This is a genomic window from Kitasatospora sp. NPDC048365 (assembly GCF_043200835.1).
GTDB classification, from domain to species: Bacteria; Actinomycetota; Actinomycetes; order Streptomycetales; family Streptomycetaceae; genus Kitasatospora; species Kitasatospora terrestris.
The window spans coordinates 1-18,617 of the sequence record NZ_JBICYJ010000058.1; the positions used below are offsets into that span (position 1 = coordinate 1).

The window sequence follows — 18,617 nt, forward strand, 5'->3', positions numbered from 1 at the left end:
TCATCGCCCGCGAGATCTACAAACACCTCGCCAGCCCACGCACCACAGCGCCACCACTCCTTCAGACCACTTGACGATCTATAGGAGCTTCCGGCACCCCCGCCCGGCAGGCACCACCGATCGATCGGAACCCCGGACCGCTCGGCGCCGCGGACCGACCCGCATCACCACCGTCCGACCGCTATCGCCGCCCTACGCGCCGCACCGCAGCACGCCCCCGCTCCCCGGCTGCAGCTCCAGCCCTGTCCTCCCCGGCTCCGGCCCGCGCTGTGACCGCACAACGCGGCAGCCGGTCAGCCGAGGAGGTCGAGCACCGGGCGCAGCCCGTCCGGTCGCTGGTCGACAGGCAGGTGGTCGACCCGGTGGAAGGCGCAGCCGAGGGCGGCGGCCGCACCGTCGGCGGGGACGTCGTCGCCGACCATCAGGACATCGCTGGGAGCCAGGCCGAGGCGGTCGCACGCCTCCTGGAAGATCGTCGGCTCGGGCTTCTGCGTCCCGAACTCGAAGGAGAGAAGGTACACGTCCACGAACTCGTCGAGCCCGTGGCGGTGGAAGATCGGACGCAGGTCCCAGCCAATGTTGCTGACCACGGCAATCGGGATGCCGCGGCGACGGAGTTCGCTCAGGACGGGTCCGGCGTCCGCGTAGGGCTGCCAGGCGTCCGGGTTCATGTGCCGGTCGTAGAGCGCGTCCGCGTCGACGGCTGCCACATCGATGGCAGCCACATCAGAGGCGGCCGCATCGACGGCAGTCACGGCGGAGGCGTCCGCGCCCACGGCGGTGGGCGGCTCCGCGGCCCGGGCGAGCGCGGCGCGGGCCAACCCGGCGTAGGCGGCGCGGTGTTCGGCGGCGCCGAGGTCCCGGATCGCCCACGCGTCGGCCAGCTCGGCGGGCAGGGTGCGCGGCGGGACACCACCCGGAAGCGCACCGAACTCCTCCAGCCGGGCGACCAGTTCGTCGCGCTCGGCGGCATCGAGGACGAGGCCCGTCGCGGCGAGGTAGCCGTCCAGCCAGCGCGCGGTCGAGTCGATCCTGAACAGCGTGCCGGAGAAGTCGAACATCACACCTTTGATCACGCCGTCGAGCCTACCGTCGTGCCGTTCCACCCCTCGCGGTCGAGGGCGTGAACGGTGACCGGCTTGCCGGACAACGTGTCCTCGCGGAGCGGGGAGAACCCGAGTCGCGCCGCCACGGCGGCGGAGGGCGTGTTACCGGGAGCGATCATGGCGGTGATCCGCGCCAGGCCGAGGGTGTCGAAGCCCCAGCCGAGCACGGCGCTCGCCGCCTCGGTCGCGTAGCCGCGGCCCCAGTGGGCGCGGGCGAAGGTCCAGCCTGCCTCGGTCTCCTGGTACTGCACCCACCAGTTGAGTCCGCAGCGCCCGATCGCCTCGCCGGTGTCGCGGAGTTCCACCGCGCAGAGGCCGTGGCCGCGCTCCGTCCACTGCTGCTCGATGGCCCGCAGCCGGTCTGCGGCCTGCTCCTCGGTGTAGGCACCGACGAAGCGGTTGACCTCCGGGTCGGCGTGCAGGCGGACCCACCACTCGGTGTCGGCGCTGGTCAGCGGGCGCAGCCGGAGCCGTTCGGTGGTCAGGACAGGATGGTTGACGATCTCCCTCATGCTCCGACCGTACGCGAACGCCGTCCGCTACTTGACGGTAGGTTCGCGGCGGGGGACGGTGGGCGTCCGCAAGCGGAAGGAGCGGCGATGGGGCCGCAGTTCGGCGATTTTCAGAACGAGATCTACTTCGAGGGCCTGTTCGGCGTTCAGCCGAAGTATCCGATGGCCTTCGCCGAGCTGGCGGAGCGGGCCGCGGCCGCGCTGCCGCCTTCGGTGTGGTCGTACGTGGCGGGCGGCGCCGGCGACGAGCACACCCAGCGGGCCAACGCAGCGGCGTTCGAGCGCTGGGGGCTGGTCCCCCGGATGATGGTCGGCGCGGCGCAGCGCGACCTGGGCGTGGAGCTGTTCGGGCTGTCGCTGCCGACGCCGCTGCTGCTGGCACCCGTCGGGGTGCTCGGGCTGTGCGCGCCGGACGGTCACGGCGACCTGGCGACGGCCCGCGCCGCCGCCCGCACCGGCGTGCCGATGATCGCCTCCACCCTCTCGGTGGACCCGCTGGAGCAGGTGGCCGTGGAGTTCGGCGACACTCCCGGGTTCTTCCAGCTGTACCCGCCGAACGACCGGGCGCTGGCCGAGAGCCTGGTGCACCGGGCCGAGCAAGCCGGCTACCGGGGCATCGTGGTCACCCTGGACACCTGGGTGACCGGCTGGCGTCCGCGCGACCTGGCCACCGGCAACTTCCCGCAGCTGCGCGGGCACTGCCTGGCCAACTACACCTCCGACCCGGTGTTCCGGGCCCGGCTGGCCGCCGCCGGCGTCGACCCGGACGGCGATCCGCGGCAGGCGGTCATGGAGTGGACCCAGGTCTTCCCGAGCCCGTTGACCTGGGACGACCTGGCGTGGCTGCGGTCGCTGACCTCGTTGCCGCTGATCCTCAAGGGCATCTGTCACCCGGAGGACGTCCGGCGGGCGCGGGACGGCGGCATGGACGGCATCTACTGCTCCAACCACGGCGGCCGGCAGGCCAACGGCGGGCTGCCCGCACTGGAGTCGCTGTCCGAGGTGGTGGAGGCGGCGGACGGGCTGCCGGTGCTGTTCGACTCCGGGGTGCGCAGCGGCGCGGACGTGGTGAAGGCGCTGGCGCTCGGCGCCACGGCCGTCGCGATCGGGCGCCCCTACGTGTACGGCCTCGCCCTGGGCGGGACGGACGGCGCGGTGCACGTGCTGCGCTCGCTGCTGGCCGAGGCGGACCTGCTGATGGCGGTGGACGGCTACCCGTCGATCGCGGCACTGCGGGCGGAGGGGGCGCTGCGGCGGCTCTGAGCGCCGAGCCGGGCGAGGCAATGCGAGGCAGCGCGGGGCATGACGAGGCAACGCGAAGGCTTATTGCGATCTAGTTGCAATAAGGAGCCGGATGCAGCAGAGTGGTGGGCGCGGGGTCGAGATCGTCTTCCCACCCGGCGCCCGCCGGTCCGCGGTGCCGGCCCCGCCACCGACCACCACCGTGAACGCGCGCCCGGCCCGGCCAGGCGCGCCGCACCGCACCGCACCGCACCGCTGCCAGGGTTCCCGGCGCCGCCACGGCCCCGACGGCGCCCGCGGCCGTTGCCCTGGCGCCAGGCCATAGCACCGGGCCATAACGCAGAGCCATAACGCAGAGCCATAACTCAGAGCCATAGCGCCGGGCCATAGCACCGCGGCGCTACCCCAGCGGGAGCCGGACCACCATGGTCTTTCCGCCCCCGTCCGGGTCGGCGTGCGAGTCCATGCCGCCGCCGAGCGCCTCCGCCAGCTCCGCGACCAGCCCGAGGCCCCAGCCGCCGCTGCCGTCCTGGTGCGGCACGGCCAGCGCCTGCGGGCAGTGCGGATGGCGGTCGTGCACGCTCACCACGAGTTCGTCCGGCCCCACGGTCAGGCCGAGGGCGGTGCTCGGCGAGTGCTCGGCGGCGTGCCGGACCGCATTGGTCACCAGCTCGCTCACGACCAGCAGCACCGTGTCGGTCAGCGGGTGGTCCGGTCCGATGCCGTGCGCGCCCAGTTCGGCGCGCACCCGGCGTCGTGCTTCCGGCACGGACGCGGGCACGGTGGGGAGGCTCAGGCCGTACCGCACGGTCTGGGGCAGGTCCGCGACAGCCATGTCGGTCCCTTCAAGCGGGGCGGTCGACCACGGGGTGGGGTGCCGTCGTCCGGCCGCGGTGGGGCTCGGCCACCCTGCCCCGCCCGGAGCGGCGGACAGACTGCCGATGACTTGTACCGTAAGGCCGAATGGCCGGATCTGCTGCGGCGAATGGTGGACAATGGCCACAAGTCGCCAGCGGAAGATCCCTATTCTGGCCGTATGTCGGACGACCTTCTGGAGCCGGTCGGGCTGGGCGCGACGGAGAGTGCGCTCTACCTCCACGTGCTGTCCGCACCCCGCTCCACCACCGCCCAGCTCGCCGAGGCGCTCAGCTCCACCCCGGCGGGCATCCGCACGGCGCTCGGCCGCCTCGTCACCACCGGCCTGGTCACCCGGCTCGCCGGGTCACCGGTCCGGTACACCGCCGCGCCACCCGAGGTCGCGGTCGACGCACTCGCCGCGCAGCGCCAGCACGAGATGGACCTGCTGCGCAGCCGGATCCGCGAACTCGCGCACAAGTTCCAGAAGTTGGACAGTTCCAAGTCCGCCGAGCTGGTCGAGCTGATCGAGGGCCAGGAAGCCATGCGGCACCGCGCCGAGCAGCTCCAGCTCGGCGCCCAGCAGGAGATCCTGATCATCGACTGCCCGCCGTACTTCGACGACCCGACCGCCAATCCGATGGAGTTCCAGCTCCTCGAGCGCGGCGTCGCCTACCGGGCGCTGTACGACGCCCCGGGGCTGGAGGGCGCCGCCCGGATGGGCTTCGTGATGGAGTGCATCGCGGCGGGCGAGCAGGCCAGGAGCCTGCCGTCGGTGCGGATGAAGATGCTGGTCGCGGACCGCCGCTACGCGATGATCCCGCTCAGCTTCGAGGCGACCGAGTCCACCGCCGCGCTGTGGGTGCGGCCCTCGCCGCTGCTGACGGCGCTGGTGACCTGCTTCGACCTGCTCTGGGAGCGGGCGACACCGCTCGGCGTCGGGCAGCAGACCGGCGAGCTCGACGAACGCGACCGGGAACTGCTGGCGATGATGGCCAGCGGGATGAAGGACGCCGCGATCGTCCGCAGCCTCGGCATCACCCAGCGCACCATGACCCGCCGGATCAGCCACATCCTGACCGTCCTGGACTCCCAGACCCGCTTCCAGGCCGGCCTCCAGGCCGCCCGCCGCGGTTGGCTCTGAGCCCCACCGCTACGCCGGGGTGGCACGGCCGGGCACTGCCGGGACGGCCGGCGCCCGGACCGCGGTCACTTCGCGGAGACGGCCCGCAGGTGGGCGAGGACGAGCGGGTCGATCCGGTCGGCGACCAGCCGGCCTTCGAGGTTCTCCACGCCCGCCCAGGTGTCCAGCGAGTCGTAGCCGAGACCGGACAGCAGCGCGCGGACCTCGGCGGCGAGGTCGCCGGTGAGGTCGAGCAGGGTGGCCGGGTCGGGGGTGCCGTGCAGGATCTCGTGGACGGCGAGCAGCCGGCGCAGTTCGGCGATTGGGTCGGTGTGGTCGTCGACCCGCAGGTCGTACGCGATGTCGCCGTAGCCACCGATGCCACGGCCGGGGTCGACGATGTACAGGGCGGCGCTCTGTCGGCCGCGACGGTCGCCGCCGGCCGCGTCGCCGGCGGCGAGGGCCGCCACCAGGCGGTCGGCGAAGGGGAGTTCGGCGGCGGCCAGCCAGACCGCCTCGGCGTCGCGGACGACCTCGGGCCCGACCAGCAGGTTGCCCTGGATCGCGTAGCCGTGGCCGGCGGCGCCGCCCGCCCAGTCGAGGCACTCCGCACCGGTGAAGGAGGCGCCCGCGCCCTCGGGGCCGACCACGCCGAGCTGGCGGTGGTCGCTCCTCGGGTCGGCGGCGGTCAGAGCGGCGACCACCGCGTCCGGTTCGACTCCGGTGCGCAGCATCGCCAGGCCCTGTTCGCGGTAGGCGACGTTGGCCCACGCCTGGGTCGCGAGGGCGCCGACGGCCGCTCCGGCGGCCGGTACCACCGCGCCGACGGCGAGGAACTTGCTGGCCACGGCGATCCCGAAGGCCGGGCCGGAACGCGCCACGATGGAGAAGGTCACGTCGGTCGACACTAGTCCGCCCGGCGCGTGGCGTCCATGTCACGCGCCGGGCGGTCCACCGGATCGACCGATCGGGCCTGCACGGGGTCGGATCCGGTCCCGGATCAGGTCCGGATCAGGACTTGATCCGGGATCGATGCAGGCCAGATCCGGGCACGACACCGGGTCAGCTCCAGGACCGGCGCACGGGTCGACACGGGGTCAGCTCCGGTCGGCACCACGTCGATGCGCGGTGACCTCCCGGCCGACGCCGATCCGCGTTCCGGACCGACGCCGACGCCGACTCAGCCTCGCCGCCGCTGCCGGGCCGACCGCAGCACCGGCGCCGGTACCGGTACCGGCACCGGGTCAACGTCCGTGCTCAGAGGCCGAATCGGCCGCGCCGGTCGGCCGGCACCAGGTCGGTGTACTCGGGGTGCTTGCCGATCCAGGCGCGGATGAACGGGCAGTACGGAAGCACGGCGAGGCCGCGTTCGCGGGCGGTGTCCAGGGCGGCGCGGGCGAGCCGTCCGCCGAGTCCGCGGCCCTCGAACTGCGGGTCGATCTCGGTGTGGATGAACGCCAGTTCACCCTCGGAGAGGTGGTACTCGGCGAAACCGGCCAGACCCTCCTCGGTGTGGATCTCGAAGCGGGACAGCTCCGGGTTGTCGCTGACGCGGGGTTCCATCTGTGCTCCCTCAGTGGGTGGTTCGGGCTAGGCGGCCGCCGGACGGTGACGCCCGACGGCCGACGGGGTGGTTCAGCCGTTCCGCAGGGCGGCCAACTGCTGCTCGAACGGGATCACCGTCTCGGCGACCCGGCCGGACGTCTGCGGCCGGTGGGCCATCAGCTCGGCGAGCTCGCCCGCCGCTCGGGCGATCCGGGCGGCCAGCCCGCCGTCCGCGGTGCCGGCCGAGCCCCAGTCCTCGGACGCCGCGTACACGGCCGTCGGCGCGACCACCGACCGCAGGTACGCGAAGAGCGGGCGCATCGCGTGCTCCAGGGCGAGCGAGTGGCGGGCGGTGCCGCCGGTCGCGGCGATCAGCACCGGGGTGCCGGTCAACGCGTCCCGGTCGAGCACGTCGACGAAGGACTTGAACAGGCCGCTGTACGAGGCGCTGAAGATCGGCGAGACGGCGATCACGCCGTCCGCCCGTTCCACCGCCTCGACCGCGCGGCGCAGCGCCGGGCCGGGGAAGCCGGTCACCAGGTTGTCGGCGATGTCCCGGGCGAGGTCACGGAGTTCGACCACGGTGACCTCCACCTCCCGGCCGCCGTCGCGCAGTTCGCGCGCGACGGCGTCGGACAGGCGGTCGGCCAGCAGCCGGGTGGAGGACGGGACGGACAGCCCGGCCGTCACCACCGCCAGCTTCAGCGCGCTCACTTCGCCACCTCCGCCGATCCAGCGGCGACCGACCCGGCAACCGACTCGGCCACGGACTCCGCAACGGACTCGCCGGCCGAGTCGGTACGCGTCGCGGCGAGGCGGGCGGCGTGGGTCGGGCCGTCGGGCACCTCGGCCGGGCGGTTCTTGGCGAACTCCCGACGCAGCACCGGCACGACCTCCTCGCCGAGCAGGTCCAGCTGCTCGAGCACGGTCTTCAGCGGCAGGCCGGCGTGGTCCATCAGGAACAGCTGGCGCTGGTAGTCGCCGAAGGACTCGCGGAAGGTCAGCGTCTTCTCGATGACCTCCTGCGGGCTGCCGACGGTGAGCGGGGTCTGGTCGGTGAACTCCTCCAGCGAGGGCCCGTGGCCGTAGACGGGGGCGTTGTCGAAGTAGGGGCGGAACTCGCGCACCGCGTCCTGCGAGTTCTTGCGCATGAACACCTGGCCGCCGAGGCCGACGTACGCCTGCTCGGGCGTGCCGTGGCCGTAGTGCGCGTACCGCTCGCGGTACAGCTCGATCAGCTTCTGGAAGTGCTCCTTGGGCCAGAAGATGTTGTTGGCGAAGAAGCCGTCACCGTAGTACGCGGCCTGCTCGGCGATCTCCGGCGAGCGGATCGAGCCGTGCCAGACGAACGGCGGGGTGTCGTCCAGCGGACGCGGGGTGGAAGTGAAGGACTGCAGGGGTGTGCGGAAGCGGCCCTGCCAGTCGACGTTCTCCTCACGCCACAACTGGTACAGCAGCGCGTAGTTCTCGATCGCGAGCGGGATGCCCTGGCGGATGTCCTGCCCGAACCACGGGTACACCGGGCCGGTGTTGCCGCGGCCCATCATCACGTCGACCCGGCCCTCGGCGAGGTGCTGGAGCATCGCGAAGTCCTCGGCGATCTTCACCGGGTCGTTGGTGGTGATCAGGGTGGTGGAGGTGGAGAGGATCAGGCGCTCGGTGCGGGCGGCGATGTACCCGAGCATGGTGGTGGGCGAGGACGGCACGAACGGCGGGTTGTGGTGCTCGCCGGTGGCGAAGACGTCGAGGCCGACCTCCTCGGCCTTGAGGGCGATGGCCACCATCGCCTTGATCCGCTCGTGCTCGGTCGGGGTCCGACCGGTGGTGGGGTCGGTGGTCACGTCGCCGACGCTGAAGATCCCGAACTGCACCGTCACCGCTCTCAGCTCCTCCTAGTTGATTCAATATTCAACCATGCAGAACGGGGTCGGTGCCAGGACTATTCCCGGAGGTCGGAGGCGGTCCCGGGGCCGGCGCTAGGGTCGGCGTCGGAGTCGGCGTCGGAGTCGGCGCCGGGGGCAGTCCCGAGGGCGGGCCCGGTGCCGAGGGTGGCGACCGCCTGCGCCAGCCACTCGGTCCAGAACGACTCCAGCTGGATACCGCCCTGCAGGACCAGGTGGTGCAGGGCGTTCTCCGCCCCGGCGCGCTCGGGCGGGAAGTCGCGGGCCTCGATCTCCCGGTACTCGGCGAGCTGGCGCCGATGCAGTTCCAGGTGGCGGCCCAGCTCCACACCGAGCCCGTCGACACCCACCACGGCGGCGGCGCGCAGCCGCAACAGCAACGGGTCCCGGATCGGCTTGGGCTCCTGCCGCTCCCCCACCCACGCCGCCAGCGCCTCCCGGCCGGCGGGCAGCACCTCGTACTCCTTGCGCGGGCCGCGGGCGTCCGCCGCCTGCGGGAGTGCGCGGATCAGGCCGGCCTGCTCCAGCCGGCCCAGCTCACGGTAGATCTGCTGGTGGGTGGCCGACCAGAAGAAGCCGATCGACTTGTCGAACCGCCGCGTCAGCTCCAGGCCCGAGGACGGCTTCTCCAGCAGGGCGGTCAGGATGGCGTGCGGCAGCGACATGCGACCGATCCTAGGCCGCCGCCCCGACCGGCCGGGTGGCGCCGCCACCGGGTCGTAGAGTCGGGGCATGGCTACGGACGAGACGACGGCGCGGGTCGACAGTTGGATCTGGGCGGTGCGGCTGATCAAGACGCGATCGGCGGCCGGGGCGGCCTGCCGCGGCGGGCACGTGAAGGTGAACGGTGACCGGGCGAAGCCCGCGCAGCACGTCAAGCCCGGGGACGAGGTACGGGTCCGGGTCGAGGGCTGGGAGCGGGTGGTCGAGGTGACCCGGGTGATCAGCAAGCGGGTCGGCGCGCCGGTCGCCGCCGAGTGCTTCGTCGACCAGAGCCCGCCGCGACCGCCCCGCACCGAGGTCCCGGCAGTGGCCGGTCTGCGCGACCGGGGTACGGGCCGCCCGACCAAGCGTGACCGCCGCGACCTGGAGCGCCTGCACGGACTGCGCCCGTCCTGAGCGGACGGCGGGAAACGGACGCCCGGAAGCGAGCAGCCGGGAGCGAAGCCGGAGGGAACAGAACTGGAGGAGCGGGAGGAGCAGGAGCGGGAGGGGAGAATGGCAGGCATGTCGCGACGTCGCAGGCCCACCGCCCCAGCTCCATCCCCTTCCTCCGCCCCCTCCTCCTCCCCCTCCCCCTCCCCCGCCGCTCCCGAGGCGTGCCCGTGCGGTCTGCCCGCGCGCTACGCGGAGTGCTGCGGCCGGCTGCACCGGGGCGAGGCGCAGGCGGCCACGGCGGAGCTGCTGATGCGGTCGCGGTTCAGCGCGTTCACGGTGCACGACGAGGCGTACCTGCTGCGCAGCTGGGCGCCGGAGACCCGGCCGGCCGAGGTGGATTTCGACCCGGAGCTGCGCTGGGAGCGGCTGGAGGTGCTGGGCGCCACCGAGGGCGGCGCGTTCCACACCGAGGGCACGGTGGAGTTCCGGGCGCACTACCGGGTGGGCCGGGAGGCGGGGGCGCTGCGCGAGAACAGCCGCTTCCGCCGCGAGGCCGGTGCGTGGGTCTACGTGGACGGCGTCGTCGGCTGAGCCCGGACTCCCCCGTCGCGCACCCGGTGTTTGAGGTCGAGCAGGGCGCCGGAGGTGCCGCGCGGGGCCAGCCAGGAGACGTCGTGCCGGTCGACGGCGCCGAAGCGGTACTTGTACGGTTCGGTGCCGCGCAGGAAGTCGAAGGTGTGCAGGCCCTGGTCGGCGCAGGCGCGGATCGCCTGGTCGATCACGGCGGTGCCGAGCCGCAGCGGGGCGAGCTCCGGCTCCCAGCCGATCTGGTAGTAGGAGAAGCCGCTGCCCCAGCGGAACCCGTAGAGGGCGCCGACGAGCCGGTCCTCCTGTTCGGCGAGCAGGAAGGCCGGGCCACGGCCGCTGCCCGAGGCGGCGGCGCGTTCGATCACCCGGGCGTGCAGGGGCCGGCGCTGCCCGTCGAAGGTGGTGGGGCGGCCGAGCGCCGCGCGCCGCAGTCGGTGCAGGCGCAGCACCCGGTCGAGGATGTCGGGCCCGGCCTGGTCCGGGGTGGCCCAGCGGAAGGTGACGCCGGCGGCGGCGAGCTTGCGCCCGTACCGGCGGACGGTGGAGCGGAACTGGCGGGAGCCGAGGGCGTCCGCGCCCGCGGTGAGGTCGGCGCGCGGGCAGGCGGCGCGGGCGACCGGGCGGGCGTGGCCGGGCAGCAGGTCGGCCTGGTCCGGGTCGAGGTCGGGCAGCCAGAGGGTGGCGCGCCGGGCCCGTTCGGCGAGGAACTCGCGGACCTCGGCGCGGCGTTCGGGCAGCGCGGGGATTCCGCAGTGGTCGGCGGCGCCGGGCCCGGAGCCGAGCAGGGTGAGGCAGCCGACGGTGAGCGGCGCGCGCGGGTGCAGCCGCAGCCGGGTGCTCAGCAGCGGGACGACCGCCTCCGGCCGGCCGTCGGCGCCGCGCCACACGGCGATCTCGGCGGGCCGGCCCGCGCCGAGCGTCTCCCACCAGGAGAGCACCCAGTCGGGCGTCATGAACCAGGAGCCGCCCGGGTCGGCGGCGACCAGCGCCCGCCAGCCGTCGACGAGTTCGGCGGGCAGGTCGGGCGTGGTGTGGATCTCCGGTGCTGCGGTCACTCTTCCCCCCAAGGAAGGCGCGGTACGGGTCGGGCGGCCCAGGCAGGTCCGGCGGTCGGCCCGGGCAGGTCCGGTCGGCCGGCTCGGGCACATCCGGTGGGCCCGGGCACATCCGGTGGCTCGGGCACATCCGGTGGCTCAGGCAGGTCGGGCGGCCCGCGCGGGCCGGGTCAGACCCCGCCGCGCATCCGGTGCACGGTGGGGTGCAGCCCGGACAGAATGGTGTCGAACCTGGCCCGTCCGGTGTGCGAGTTCACCCGAAGTCGGCTGATCCTGAGCGGCGAGGCGGGCAGCAGTCGGTCGTGCCGGTGGTCGAACAGGAAGCCCAGCCGGTAGCCGAGTTCGCGCAGCAGTTGCTCGGCGCGCTGGTCGTGGTTGCCGTTCGGGTAGGCGAAGGTGGTGGGCGGGGTGCCCAGCCAGCCGGTGAGCATGGTGTGCGCCTCGGTGATCTCGGTGCGCAGGGTGTCGTCCGCGCAGCGGTCGAGGCAGGGGTGGGTCATGGTGTGGTTGCCGATCGCCACGCCGCCCTCGCGGAGCACGAACAGCTCCTGCGCGGTGAGTTGGGGGGTGCGCGGCGCGGGAACGGCGGCGGTGGCGCGCAGTTCCTCCAGCGCGGTGATCCGCTCGGCGTCGGGGAGCCGCTTGAGGCTCGCGACCAGGGCGCCCGGCGCGAGCGGGCCGAGGGTCGTACGGCCGCCGGCGCCGGCCAGCGCGGCCGCCTCCGTCCACCAGAACGGCTGGTCGCTGCCGATCAGTTGGGGGATGACGTACGCCGCGGCCGGGATCCGGTTGCGGATCAGGGCCGGCAGGCCGTGGGTGAGCAGCGACCGGTCGCCGTCGTCGAAGGTCACCAGGACGCTGCGCGGGGGCAGCGGTCGGCCCTCGGTGACGGCGCGCTCGACCTGGGCGAGCGAGACGGGGTTGGTGGTGCGCGCCAGCCGCTCCAGCTGGGCGGCGAAGCTCACCGGGTCGTCCACCCCGTGGTACGCGAGTACCGCCAATCGGCGGGTGGACGCGGCCCGGAACGCGAGCTGAAGTGGTGAGTGGCGCAGCAGCGCGTCGGCCGCCCGCCTGCGGGCACGGCGCATGATTCCCCCCGGTCCGGTGCACAGCGGAGCGTCGCCGCCCCAGGTCAACAGAATCCCATGGACAGGTAATGCCTGTCCCAATTCCTGTGAGATTCCTGAATCCGACCGGATCTGATGGTACGTCGGACGGGCTGGACGAGCCGAGCCGAGCCGGGGCTGGACAAGCCGGGGCGGGGCGGGCCGGGGTCAGGCGGTCTCGGCGTGGATCCGGCCCGCCGCGGCCGCGGCCGCGAGCGCAGCGTGGTCGGCCGCGTTGAGGTCGGCGTAGCGGAGCGCGAAGCGGGCGATCGCGCGGTCGAAGGTGTCGGAGGAGCCGAGGTAGGCGGCGATGGCGATCCGGTCGCCGGACCGGGCGTGGGCGCGGGCCAGCGCGGTGCCGCAGACCCCGGCGTACGCACGCAGGCGGTCGGCCGACATGGTGCCGACCTCGGCGGAGCCCTTCATGTCGCGCAGCTGACGCCAGTAGAAGTGGCGGCCTCCGGGGCCGGTCATCCAGCCGAGGAAAATGTCGCCGGCGGCCTGGGTGAGGTGCTGTCCGGCCACCACCCGCCGGCCGTGGTGGTCGTAGTCGCCGGGCGGCAGGTACGCCTCCAGGACGGACGCCTCGGCCTGCTTGAGCTGGAGGATCAGCGGGTCCTTCTCGTCGCGGCCCTGGAGCAGCACGACGAAGCAGCGGGTGCCGACACTGCCGACGCCCACCACCTTCATGGCGGCGTCCAGGAAGTCGTACCGGTCGAGCAGCTCGCCGCGCTCGTCGGTCAGGGTGGCGCGGTAGTCGGAGAGCATGGCGTGCAGCTCGTCCGGGTCCACGGCGGTGCGCTGGACCAGCGGCGGGTTGTCGACGAAGCGGCGGCGGCCGTCGACCACCTCGGTGAGCTTGCCGGCGGCCTGCAGGCTGTCGCGGCGGCGGGCGGCGGCGAGCTTGGCCTCGACCTTGCGGCGCTGACCGCCGGAGCCGACCAGCGGGAGGAGCTGTTCGGCGTCGATCCGCCGGTACCAGACCGCGAGTTCGCCCTCCTCGGCGAGGCTCCGCATGCCCTCCCGGTAGGCGCGGACGGCGCCCAGCACCACCTCGCGGCCCTCCTCGTCGTCGGCGCCGTTCTCCCGGGCGGCGACGGCGAGGCTGGCGGCGAGCCGTTTGACGTCCCACTCGAAGGGGCCGGGCAGGGTCTCGTCGAAGTCGTTGAGGTCGAACAGCAGCGCCCGGTCGGGTGCGCCGAACACCCCGAAGTTGGCCAGGTGGGCGTCCCCGCAGAGCTGGACGGTCAGCCCGGTGTGCGGGCCGGAGGCGAGGTCGGCGGCCATCACGGCGGCGGCGCCGCGCAGGAAGGCGAAGGCGGAGGCGGACATCCGCCCGTACCGGATCGGGAGCAGCTCGGGCAGCCGGGCGCCGGCCTGCGCCTCCAGCACGGCGACCGGGTCGGGCCGGTCGGCGGCGGGCTCCCACTCGCCGTGCGCCGAGCGCGGCACCTGCTTGCGCGCCTGCCGCCCGTACCCCTCGCGCACCTGCACCGGCTCCGCCATCGGCTGCTCCTCCCACGCGCTCCGGCGCCCGGGCCGGCGGCAGTCTGCCGGCCGCGGACCCGGGCTTTCGGGGAGAGGTACCGCCGGGCCGCCCCCCGGCATGCGGGGAGCGGCCCGGTGGCGGACGGATTCACCCGGTCGGCCCAGGAAACCCGTCGACCCCGGGTACCCGGAGGCCCAGGGGAACCCGGGGTACCCGGAGGCCCCGGAGGCCCCGGAGGAACCCGCTCCGGTCACATGTTGATCATGTGACCGGCGAGGCCGTGGATCGCCTCCTTGACCGCCTCGCCGAGGGTCGGGTGGGCGTGCACGTTGCGCGCCACCTCGTGCACCGTCAGGTCCCACTGCTGGGCCAGGGTCAGCTCCGGCAGCAGCTCGGTGACCTCGGGGCCGATCAGGTGGGCGCCGAGCAGCTCGCCGTACTTGTTGTCGCTGATCACCTTGACGAAGCCGATCGGGTGGCCGAGGCCGTGCGCCTTGCCGTTCGCGGTGAACGGGAACTTGGCGACCTTGACGTCGTAGCCCTGCTCGCGGGCCTGCGCCTCGGTGTAGCCGAAGCTGGCGACCTGCGGCTGGCAGTAGGTGGCGCGCGGGACCATCACGAAGTCGATCTCCATGGTCTCCGCGCCGGCGATGGTCTCGGCCGCGATCACGGCCATCGACTCGGCGGCGTGCGCCAGCATCAGCTTGGCGGTGACGTCGCCGACCGCGAAGATGTGGTCCACCGAGGTGCGGCCGCGGCCGTCCACCGCGATCGCGCCGCGGTCGGTGAGCTTCACGCCGGTGTTCTCCAGGCCGTAGCCGTTGACCCGCGGCACGAAGCCGATCGCCTGGAGCACCTTGTCGGCCTCCAGCACCTGCTGCTGCCCGTCGCGCGTCACGGTGACCCGGACCGGCGCGTTCGGGTCGGAGTCGTCGATCGACTCGACCCGGGTGGAGGTGAGCACCTCGATGCCGAGCTTGCGGTACTGCTTCGCCAGCTCGACGGAGACGTCGGCGTCCTCCAGCGGCACCATCCGGTCGAGGAACTCGACGATGGTCACCTTCACGCCGTAGTTGTGCAGCACGTAGGCGAACTCGACGCCGATCGCGCCGGCGCCCGCGATGATGATCGAACCGGGCAGCTGCTCGGTGAGGATCTGCTCCTCGTAGGTCACCACCCGGTCGCTCAGGCTGGTGCCGGGCAGCAGCCGGGTGGTGGCACCGGCTGCGACGATGCAGTGGTCGAAGGTGACGACCTCGAAGCCGCCGTCGTTCAGCGCCACCTGGATGGTGCGGTCGTCGACGAAGGTGCCGCGGCCGTCGTACTCGGTGATGCCGTTCTTCTTCATCAGGTAGTGGACGCCCTTGACCCGGCCGTCGGCGACCTGGCGGCTGCGCTGGAAGGCGGCGCCGAAGTCGAAGGTGACCTTGCCCTCCACCTGGATGCCGTAGGTCTTCGCCTCCTTGGTCACCGTGTGCGCCAGCTCGGCGTTGCGCAGCAGGGCCTTGGACGGGATGCAGCCCACGTTCAGGCACACCCCGCCCCAGTACTTGGACTCGATCACCGCCGTGCGCAGGCCCAGCTGGGCCGACCGGACCGCGGCGGTGTAGCCGCCGGGGCCCGCGCCGAGGACGACGACGTCGTAGTGGGTGCTGCTCATGATGCTGTGGTCCTCCGAGGAGCGAGGCTGCGTACGGTCCCGGTCATCGTGTCAGGACCGCAGGCGGCGCGCCCAGCGTCGCTGCGGAGTGTGAGCAAGGGATCAGGGGTCAGTAGATCAGGTAGCCGGGGCGCAGGCCGGCGTCGTCGATGTCACCGGTGGCCTGCGTACGGAGTCGGCGGCTGAGTTCGTCCAGGGCGCGGGAGGCGGCGACCTCCTCGCCGATCCGGGTGACGGGGCGGTCGGCGGCACTGCGCTCGGCGGCGCCGCGGCCGGTCAGGGCGGGGGCGCCCGTACCGATCAGCCGGGCCTCGCAGGCGGTGTGCGTGCCGTCCTCCTCGAAGCTGAGTTCGACGTCCCACTGGTTGTGCATGGCGGCACCTCCTGCTACCAGCGTGGTCCCGGGTGCGGGGCCGGGGCAAGAGGTGGCAGCGCCCGGCCGGGCGGGGATGCCGCCGACCACGCGGTGACCACCGGCCGCGCGGTCGGCGGCGGCTCGGGAACCCGGGACCATTCTGCGCGAGGGCGGGGGGTGAGCGGTGGAGCGACAGGCCCTCCGGGGGCCTGTTCGGCCGCCCGGGAATCTTCCGACGATCGGCTCGTCGTTCCATCCGACATGACGTCAACTCCGGCAACAGGAAAGATCGTTGGGCCTCATTTCCTCGTGTACGGTTTCGTTCGCCCGGTATCCGTTCCGAGAGGACCAGCAATTCCGTGACAGGGGCCAACGAGCTGGACGTGGCAGTGGTCGGAGCCGGGATCGCCGGGCTGTCCGCCGCCCACCACCTGCGGGCGGCGGGGCGCGAGGTGACCCTGCTGGAGGCGAGCGAACGGGTCGGCGGCCGGATGGCCACCACCCGGCACGACGGCTACCTGGTGGACGAGGGCGCCGACACCGTCGCCGGACGCGGCCAGGAAGCCACCTGGGAACTGATCCGCGCGGCCGGGATCCCGGCGGACCGGCTCCTGGCGGTCGAGCCCGGGCTCGCTCTCTGGCGGCACGGCCGGGCCCACCCCTACCTCGCCCACCCCAAGAGCCTGGCGACCGGCGCCGGACTGTCGCTGCGCGGGCGCGCACAGTGGCTCCGGTTCGCCGCGCGCCTCGCCGCGCGCGCCCGCTCCTTCGACGCAGACCGGCCCGAGGCCACCCCGCTCGGCGACCTGACGATCAGCCAGTACGCCGGCCGCGGCGAACTGCTGGACGGCCTGCTCCAGCCGATCGCCGCGCACCGCTTCGGCTGGCGTCCGGACCGCTCGGCCGCCGCCCCGCTGGTCACCGACCTGCTCCCGGTCGGCGGCGGTGCCCGCCGGACGGCCTACCGCGACGGCATGGACACCCTGCCCCGCGCCCTCGCCGAACAGCACGAGGTCACCCTGAAGGCCGAGGTGCGGGAGGTGGTGCCGCTGCACGGCGGCGGCGCCGCGCTCCGGCTCGCCGACGGCCTGCTGCTGCGCGCCCGACAGGTCGTGCTGGCCGTCCCCGCGCCGCTCGCGCTGCGGGTCCTGGAGGACCGGGTCCCCGACGAGGAGCGGCCGTACCTGGAGGCCGGCGGCTACACGCCGATGCTGAAGGTCTCCTGCCTGCTCGACCGCCCCCTGCCGAGCCCGACCCGCAGCCCCAGCTACGCCCTGGCCGTCCCGGCCACCGAGAGCCGGGTGTGCAGCGGCCTGGTCCTGGACCACCTCCGGGCGGCGGGCCGGGCACCGGCCGGACGCGGCCTGGTCGGCATCCTCCTCTCCCCCTGGATCTGCCCGGAGCTGCTGGACGCGCCGGACGCCAGGATCGCCGAGCTGGCCTGCGCGGAGGCCGAGCGCTTCCTGCCCGGCCTCCGCGAGGCGACCGTCACCACCCTGGTCCACCGCTTCCGCCACGGCCTGCCCGAGTGCACCCCCGCCGCGCTGCGGCTGCGCGCCGCGTTCCTGCGCAGGCCGGTGCGGACGGTCGAGTACGCCGGGGACTGGGTGATGCTCCGGCCCACCGGCGAGGGCGCGATCCGCTCCGGGAAACTGGCCGCCCGGCGACTGCTGGAGGCGGCCGGATGAGCCCCGTCCCGGTATGGGCGGCGACCGGGCTGCTGCCGGTCGACTGCGAGCTGCTGCTGCACCTGCTGCAGACGCCGCCGGCAACTCCGCCGGGGCCGCACGGCGTGCGGGCCATGGAACGGTACGCCGCGGCGGCCGATCGGCTGGGGTTGGCGACGGTGCACTTCGGCTCGCCGCTGCCGGCGGAGCTGGACCGCCCGGACGTGCCGCCGGCGGTCCGCCGGGCCGTGGCCGAGCAGCCGGGGTACCTGGCGGACCGGCCCAGCCTGGTGCTGCGGCTCGGGCCGGCGCGTTCCCCGGCCCGCACGGTGATGGTCAACGTGCGGCTGGACGCCGCCCCCGGATCGGCGCCGGTCTCCTTCGACGGGCGGAGGGTCCGCGGGCCCGGCGCGAACGGCGGCGCGGGCCCGGCGGTGGCGCTGCTGGCCGGGATCCGGGCGGCGCTGGCGATGGCGCCCGCCCTGGTGGAGCGGATCACCGTGCTGGTCCAGCTGGCGGCGGGCGGGGCCGGTGGTGTGCTGGGCACCCGTCCGCTGGTGGAGCGCGGGTACGTCGGCGCGCTGAACGTCTTCTGCGAACCGACCGGGCTGCGCTGGCTCCCCCGGGCGACCGCCGCCTCGACGGCCCGGCTGCGGGTCCGCGGCGAGGACGCGGCCGCCGGCCGGACGGACGGGCGCATCGAGGCGGCGGTGCTGCTGGGCTTCCTCGCCCAGTACCTGGCCCGCGAGCTCGCCGACCGGCCGGTGCGGGTCGGTGGGCTCGCGGCCGGTCCGCTGCCCGGCGTGGCCGCGGGTGACGGCGAGTTGCTGCTGCAGCTGCCGTACGGGGACGCGGCGGCCGGTCGCGCGGCGGAGCGGGCGGTGGAGGCGGCCGTGGCCGGCGGGCTGGCCCGCTTCCGGGCGGACTTCGCCGACCTGCCCGGCCTCGCCCGGACCGCCGGGGAGTGCGCCCGGATCACCGCCGTGGACTGGCTGCAGCGCGGGCTGCCCGTCCTGGACTCCCACCACCCGGCGCTGGAGCGGCTGCTGACCCGGGCCGGCTTCGCCCGGTGGCCCGGGGAGGAGCCCGCGTTCGTCAGCGACGCGATCTGGACCGCCGGGCTGCCGGACACCCTCACCGTCCTGTTCGGCCCCGGCACCGCCGCCCCTGCCACCGGCGACAGTGGCGAGTCCGTGGACCTCGACCGGCTCGACGAGTTCGCCGACGCGGTCGCCCGACTGCTCACGGCGTTCGCCGCGTCCACCGCGGACGACTGACCGGACGACTGACCGGACGACCGGTCAACTGCCCGCCG

Annotated in this window: 19 protein-coding genes; 6 read left to right on the forward strand and 13 right to left on the reverse strand. The window is 74.0% G+C overall.

What is annotated here, in order from left to right; all coding sequences use genetic code 11:
- Positions 1-293: 293 nt before the first annotated feature.
- Both ACGFX4_RS36690 and ACGFX4_RS36695 read right to left on the reverse strand, forming a co-directional pair.
- Positions 294-1,073 (reverse strand): HAD-IA family hydrolase, encoded by a 780-nt coding sequence (locus ACGFX4_RS36690; RefSeq protein WP_393084482.1) that lies wholly within the window; start codon positions 1,071-1,073, stop codon positions 294-296.
- Entirely contained in the window at positions 1,073-1,618 is a 546-nt protein-coding gene (locus ACGFX4_RS36695) for a GNAT family N-acetyltransferase (protein ID WP_393084371.1), read from the reverse strand. The genes ACGFX4_RS36690 and ACGFX4_RS36695 overlap by 1 nt, the downstream gene beginning before the upstream one ends.
- A gap of 87 nt (positions 1,619-1,705) precedes the next feature.
- Between ACGFX4_RS36695 and ACGFX4_RS36700 the strand changes: the two genes are divergently transcribed.
- On the forward strand, positions 1,706-2,881 hold the full coding sequence (locus tag ACGFX4_RS36700; RefSeq protein ID WP_393084374.1) for an alpha-hydroxy-acid oxidizing protein: 1,176 nt from the start codon (positions 1,706-1,708) through the stop codon (positions 2,879-2,881).
- A gap of 379 nt (positions 2,882-3,260) precedes the next feature.
- Here ACGFX4_RS36700 and ACGFX4_RS36705 read toward each other — a convergent pair whose 3' ends face one another.
- Entirely contained in the window at positions 3,261-3,695 is a 435-nt protein-coding gene (locus ACGFX4_RS36705) for an ATP-binding protein (protein ID WP_393084377.1), read from the reverse strand.
- A gap of 201 nt (positions 3,696-3,896) precedes the next feature.
- On the opposite strand from ACGFX4_RS36705, the gene ACGFX4_RS36710 reads away from it, so the two are divergent.
- On the forward strand, positions 3,897-4,859 hold the full coding sequence (locus tag ACGFX4_RS36710) for a helix-turn-helix domain-containing protein (RefSeq protein ID WP_393084380.1): 963 nt from the start codon (positions 3,897-3,899) through the stop codon (positions 4,857-4,859).
- Positions 4,860-4,924: 65 nt separating this feature from the next.
- On the opposite strand, the gene ACGFX4_RS36715 is transcribed toward ACGFX4_RS36710, so the two are convergent.
- From ACGFX4_RS36715 to ACGFX4_RS36735, 5 genes are all read right to left on the reverse strand, one after another.
- Positions 4,925-5,734: a DUF1028 domain-containing protein gene (locus ACGFX4_RS36715; protein WP_393084383.1), complete on the reverse strand. Its 810-nt coding sequence runs from the start codon at positions 5,732-5,734 to the stop codon at positions 4,925-4,927.
- Between the two features lie 361 nt (positions 5,735-6,095).
- Positions 6,096-6,401 (reverse strand): GNAT family N-acetyltransferase, encoded by a 306-nt coding sequence (locus tag ACGFX4_RS36720; RefSeq protein ID WP_393084386.1) that lies wholly within the window; start codon positions 6,399-6,401, stop codon positions 6,096-6,098.
- 72 nt (positions 6,402-6,473) lie between these two features.
- Complete coding sequence (locus ACGFX4_RS36725; protein WP_393084389.1) at positions 6,474-7,097, reverse strand: FMN reductase; 624 nt, start codon at positions 7,095-7,097, stop codon at positions 6,474-6,476.
- The gene (locus tag ACGFX4_RS36730; RefSeq protein ID WP_393084485.1) at positions 7,094-8,254 is read right to left on the reverse strand and encodes an LLM class flavin-dependent oxidoreductase; all 1,161 of its coding nucleotides are present in this window, start codon (positions 8,252-8,254) and stop codon (positions 7,094-7,096) included. The genes ACGFX4_RS36725 and ACGFX4_RS36730 overlap by 4 nt, the downstream gene beginning before the upstream one ends.
- Before the next feature lie 68 nt (positions 8,255-8,322).
- The gene (locus ACGFX4_RS36735) at positions 8,323-8,949 is read right to left on the reverse strand and encodes a PadR family transcriptional regulator (RefSeq protein ID WP_393084392.1); all 627 of its coding nucleotides are present in this window, start codon (positions 8,947-8,949) and stop codon (positions 8,323-8,325) included.
- A gap of 67 nt (positions 8,950-9,016) precedes the next feature.
- On the opposite strand from ACGFX4_RS36735, the gene ACGFX4_RS36740 reads away from it, so the two are divergent.
- Together ACGFX4_RS36740 and ACGFX4_RS36745 are read left to right on the forward strand one after the other, a co-directional pair.
- Entirely contained in the window at positions 9,017-9,403 is a 387-nt protein-coding gene (locus ACGFX4_RS36740) for an RNA-binding S4 domain-containing protein (RefSeq protein ID WP_393084395.1), read from the forward strand.
- A gap of 108 nt (positions 9,404-9,511) precedes the next feature.
- Entirely contained in the window at positions 9,512-9,973 is a 462-nt protein-coding gene (locus ACGFX4_RS36745) for a YchJ family protein (protein ID WP_393084398.1), read from the forward strand.
- Here ACGFX4_RS36745 and ACGFX4_RS36750 read toward each other — a convergent pair.
- From ACGFX4_RS36750 to ACGFX4_RS36770, 5 genes are all read right to left on the reverse strand, one after another.
- Positions 9,949-11,025: a GNAT family N-acetyltransferase gene (locus ACGFX4_RS36750; RefSeq protein ID WP_393084401.1), complete on the reverse strand. Its 1,077-nt coding sequence runs from the start codon at positions 11,023-11,025 to the stop codon at positions 9,949-9,951. The genes ACGFX4_RS36745 and ACGFX4_RS36750 overlap by 25 nt on opposite strands.
- Before the next feature lie 170 nt (positions 11,026-11,195).
- Positions 11,196-12,113, reverse strand: a complete 918-nt coding sequence (locus tag ACGFX4_RS36755) for a polysaccharide deacetylase family protein (protein WP_393084404.1) — start codon at positions 12,111-12,113, stop codon at positions 11,196-11,198.
- A 186-nt stretch (positions 12,114-12,299) separates the two neighbouring features.
- On the reverse strand, positions 12,300-13,637 hold the full coding sequence (locus ACGFX4_RS36760) for a DUF2252 domain-containing protein (protein ID WP_393084407.1): 1,338 nt from the start codon (positions 13,635-13,637) through the stop codon (positions 12,300-12,302).
- Positions 13,638-13,870: 233 nt separating this feature from the next.
- On the reverse strand, positions 13,871-15,280 hold the full coding sequence (gene lpdA / locus ACGFX4_RS36765; RefSeq protein WP_393084410.1) for a dihydrolipoyl dehydrogenase: 1,410 nt from the start codon (positions 15,278-15,280) through the stop codon (positions 13,871-13,873).
- A 109-nt stretch (positions 15,281-15,389) separates the two neighbouring features.
- On the reverse strand, positions 15,390-15,653 hold the full coding sequence (locus ACGFX4_RS36770) for a dsRBD fold-containing protein (protein ID WP_393084413.1): 264 nt from the start codon (positions 15,651-15,653) through the stop codon (positions 15,390-15,392).
- 341 nt (positions 15,654-15,994) lie between these two features.
- Between ACGFX4_RS36770 and ACGFX4_RS36775 the strand changes: the two genes are divergently transcribed.
- Complete coding sequence (locus ACGFX4_RS36775; RefSeq protein WP_393084416.1) at positions 15,995-17,323, forward strand: protoporphyrinogen/coproporphyrinogen oxidase; 1,329 nt, start codon at positions 15,995-15,997, stop codon at positions 17,321-17,323.
- Positions 17,320-18,579: a peptidase M20 gene (locus tag ACGFX4_RS36780; protein WP_393084419.1), complete on the forward strand. Its 1,260-nt coding sequence runs from the start codon at positions 17,320-17,322 to the stop codon at positions 18,577-18,579. Before ACGFX4_RS36775 ends, ACGFX4_RS36780 begins: the two co-directional genes overlap by 4 nt.
- Positions 18,580-18,617 lie beyond the last annotated feature (38 nt).

Excerpts from the sequence above, each read along its gene's own strand:
- ACGFX4_RS36695 (WP_393084371.1), bottom strand. The coding sequence starts at position 1,618 with ATGAGGGAGATCGTCAACCATCCTGTCCTGACCACCGAACGGCTCCGG.
- ACGFX4_RS36700 (WP_393084374.1), top strand. The coding sequence starts at position 1,706 with ATGGGGCCGCAGTTCGGCGATTTTCAGAACGAGATCTACTTCGAGGGC.
- ACGFX4_RS36705 (WP_393084377.1), bottom strand. The coding sequence starts at position 3,695 with ATGGCTGTCGCGGACCTGCCCCAGACCGTGCGGTACGGCCTGAGCCTC.
- ACGFX4_RS36710 (WP_393084380.1), top strand. The coding sequence starts at position 3,897 with ATGTCGGACGACCTTCTGGAGCCGGTCGGGCTGGGCGCGACGGAGAGT.
- ACGFX4_RS36720 (WP_393084386.1), bottom strand. The coding sequence starts at position 6,401 with ATGGAACCCCGCGTCAGCGACAACCCGGAGCTGTCCCGCTTCGAGATC.
- ACGFX4_RS36735 (WP_393084392.1), bottom strand. The coding sequence starts at position 8,949 with ATGTCGCTGCCGCACGCCATCCTGACCGCCCTGCTGGAGAAGCCGTCC.
- ACGFX4_RS36740 (WP_393084395.1), top strand. The coding sequence starts at position 9,017 with ATGGCTACGGACGAGACGACGGCGCGGGTCGACAGTTGGATCTGGGCG.
- ACGFX4_RS36745 (WP_393084398.1), top strand. The coding sequence starts at position 9,512 with ATGTCGCGACGTCGCAGGCCCACCGCCCCAGCTCCATCCCCTTCCTCC.
- ACGFX4_RS36755 (WP_393084404.1), bottom strand. The coding sequence starts at position 12,113 with ATGCGCCGTGCCCGCAGGCGGGCGGCCGACGCGCTGCTGCGCCACTCA.
- ACGFX4_RS36760 (WP_393084407.1), bottom strand. The coding sequence starts at position 13,637 with ATGGCGGAGCCGGTGCAGGTGCGCGAGGGGTACGGGCGGCAGGCGCGC.
- lpdA (WP_393084410.1), bottom strand. The coding sequence starts at position 15,280 with ATGAGCAGCACCCACTACGACGTCGTCGTCCTCGGCGCGGGCCCCGGC.
- ACGFX4_RS36770 (WP_393084413.1), bottom strand. The coding sequence starts at position 15,653 with ATGCACAACCAGTGGGACGTCGAACTCAGCTTCGAGGAGGACGGCACG.
- ACGFX4_RS36780 (WP_393084419.1), top strand. The coding sequence starts at position 17,320 with ATGAGCCCCGTCCCGGTATGGGCGGCGACCGGGCTGCTGCCGGTCGAC.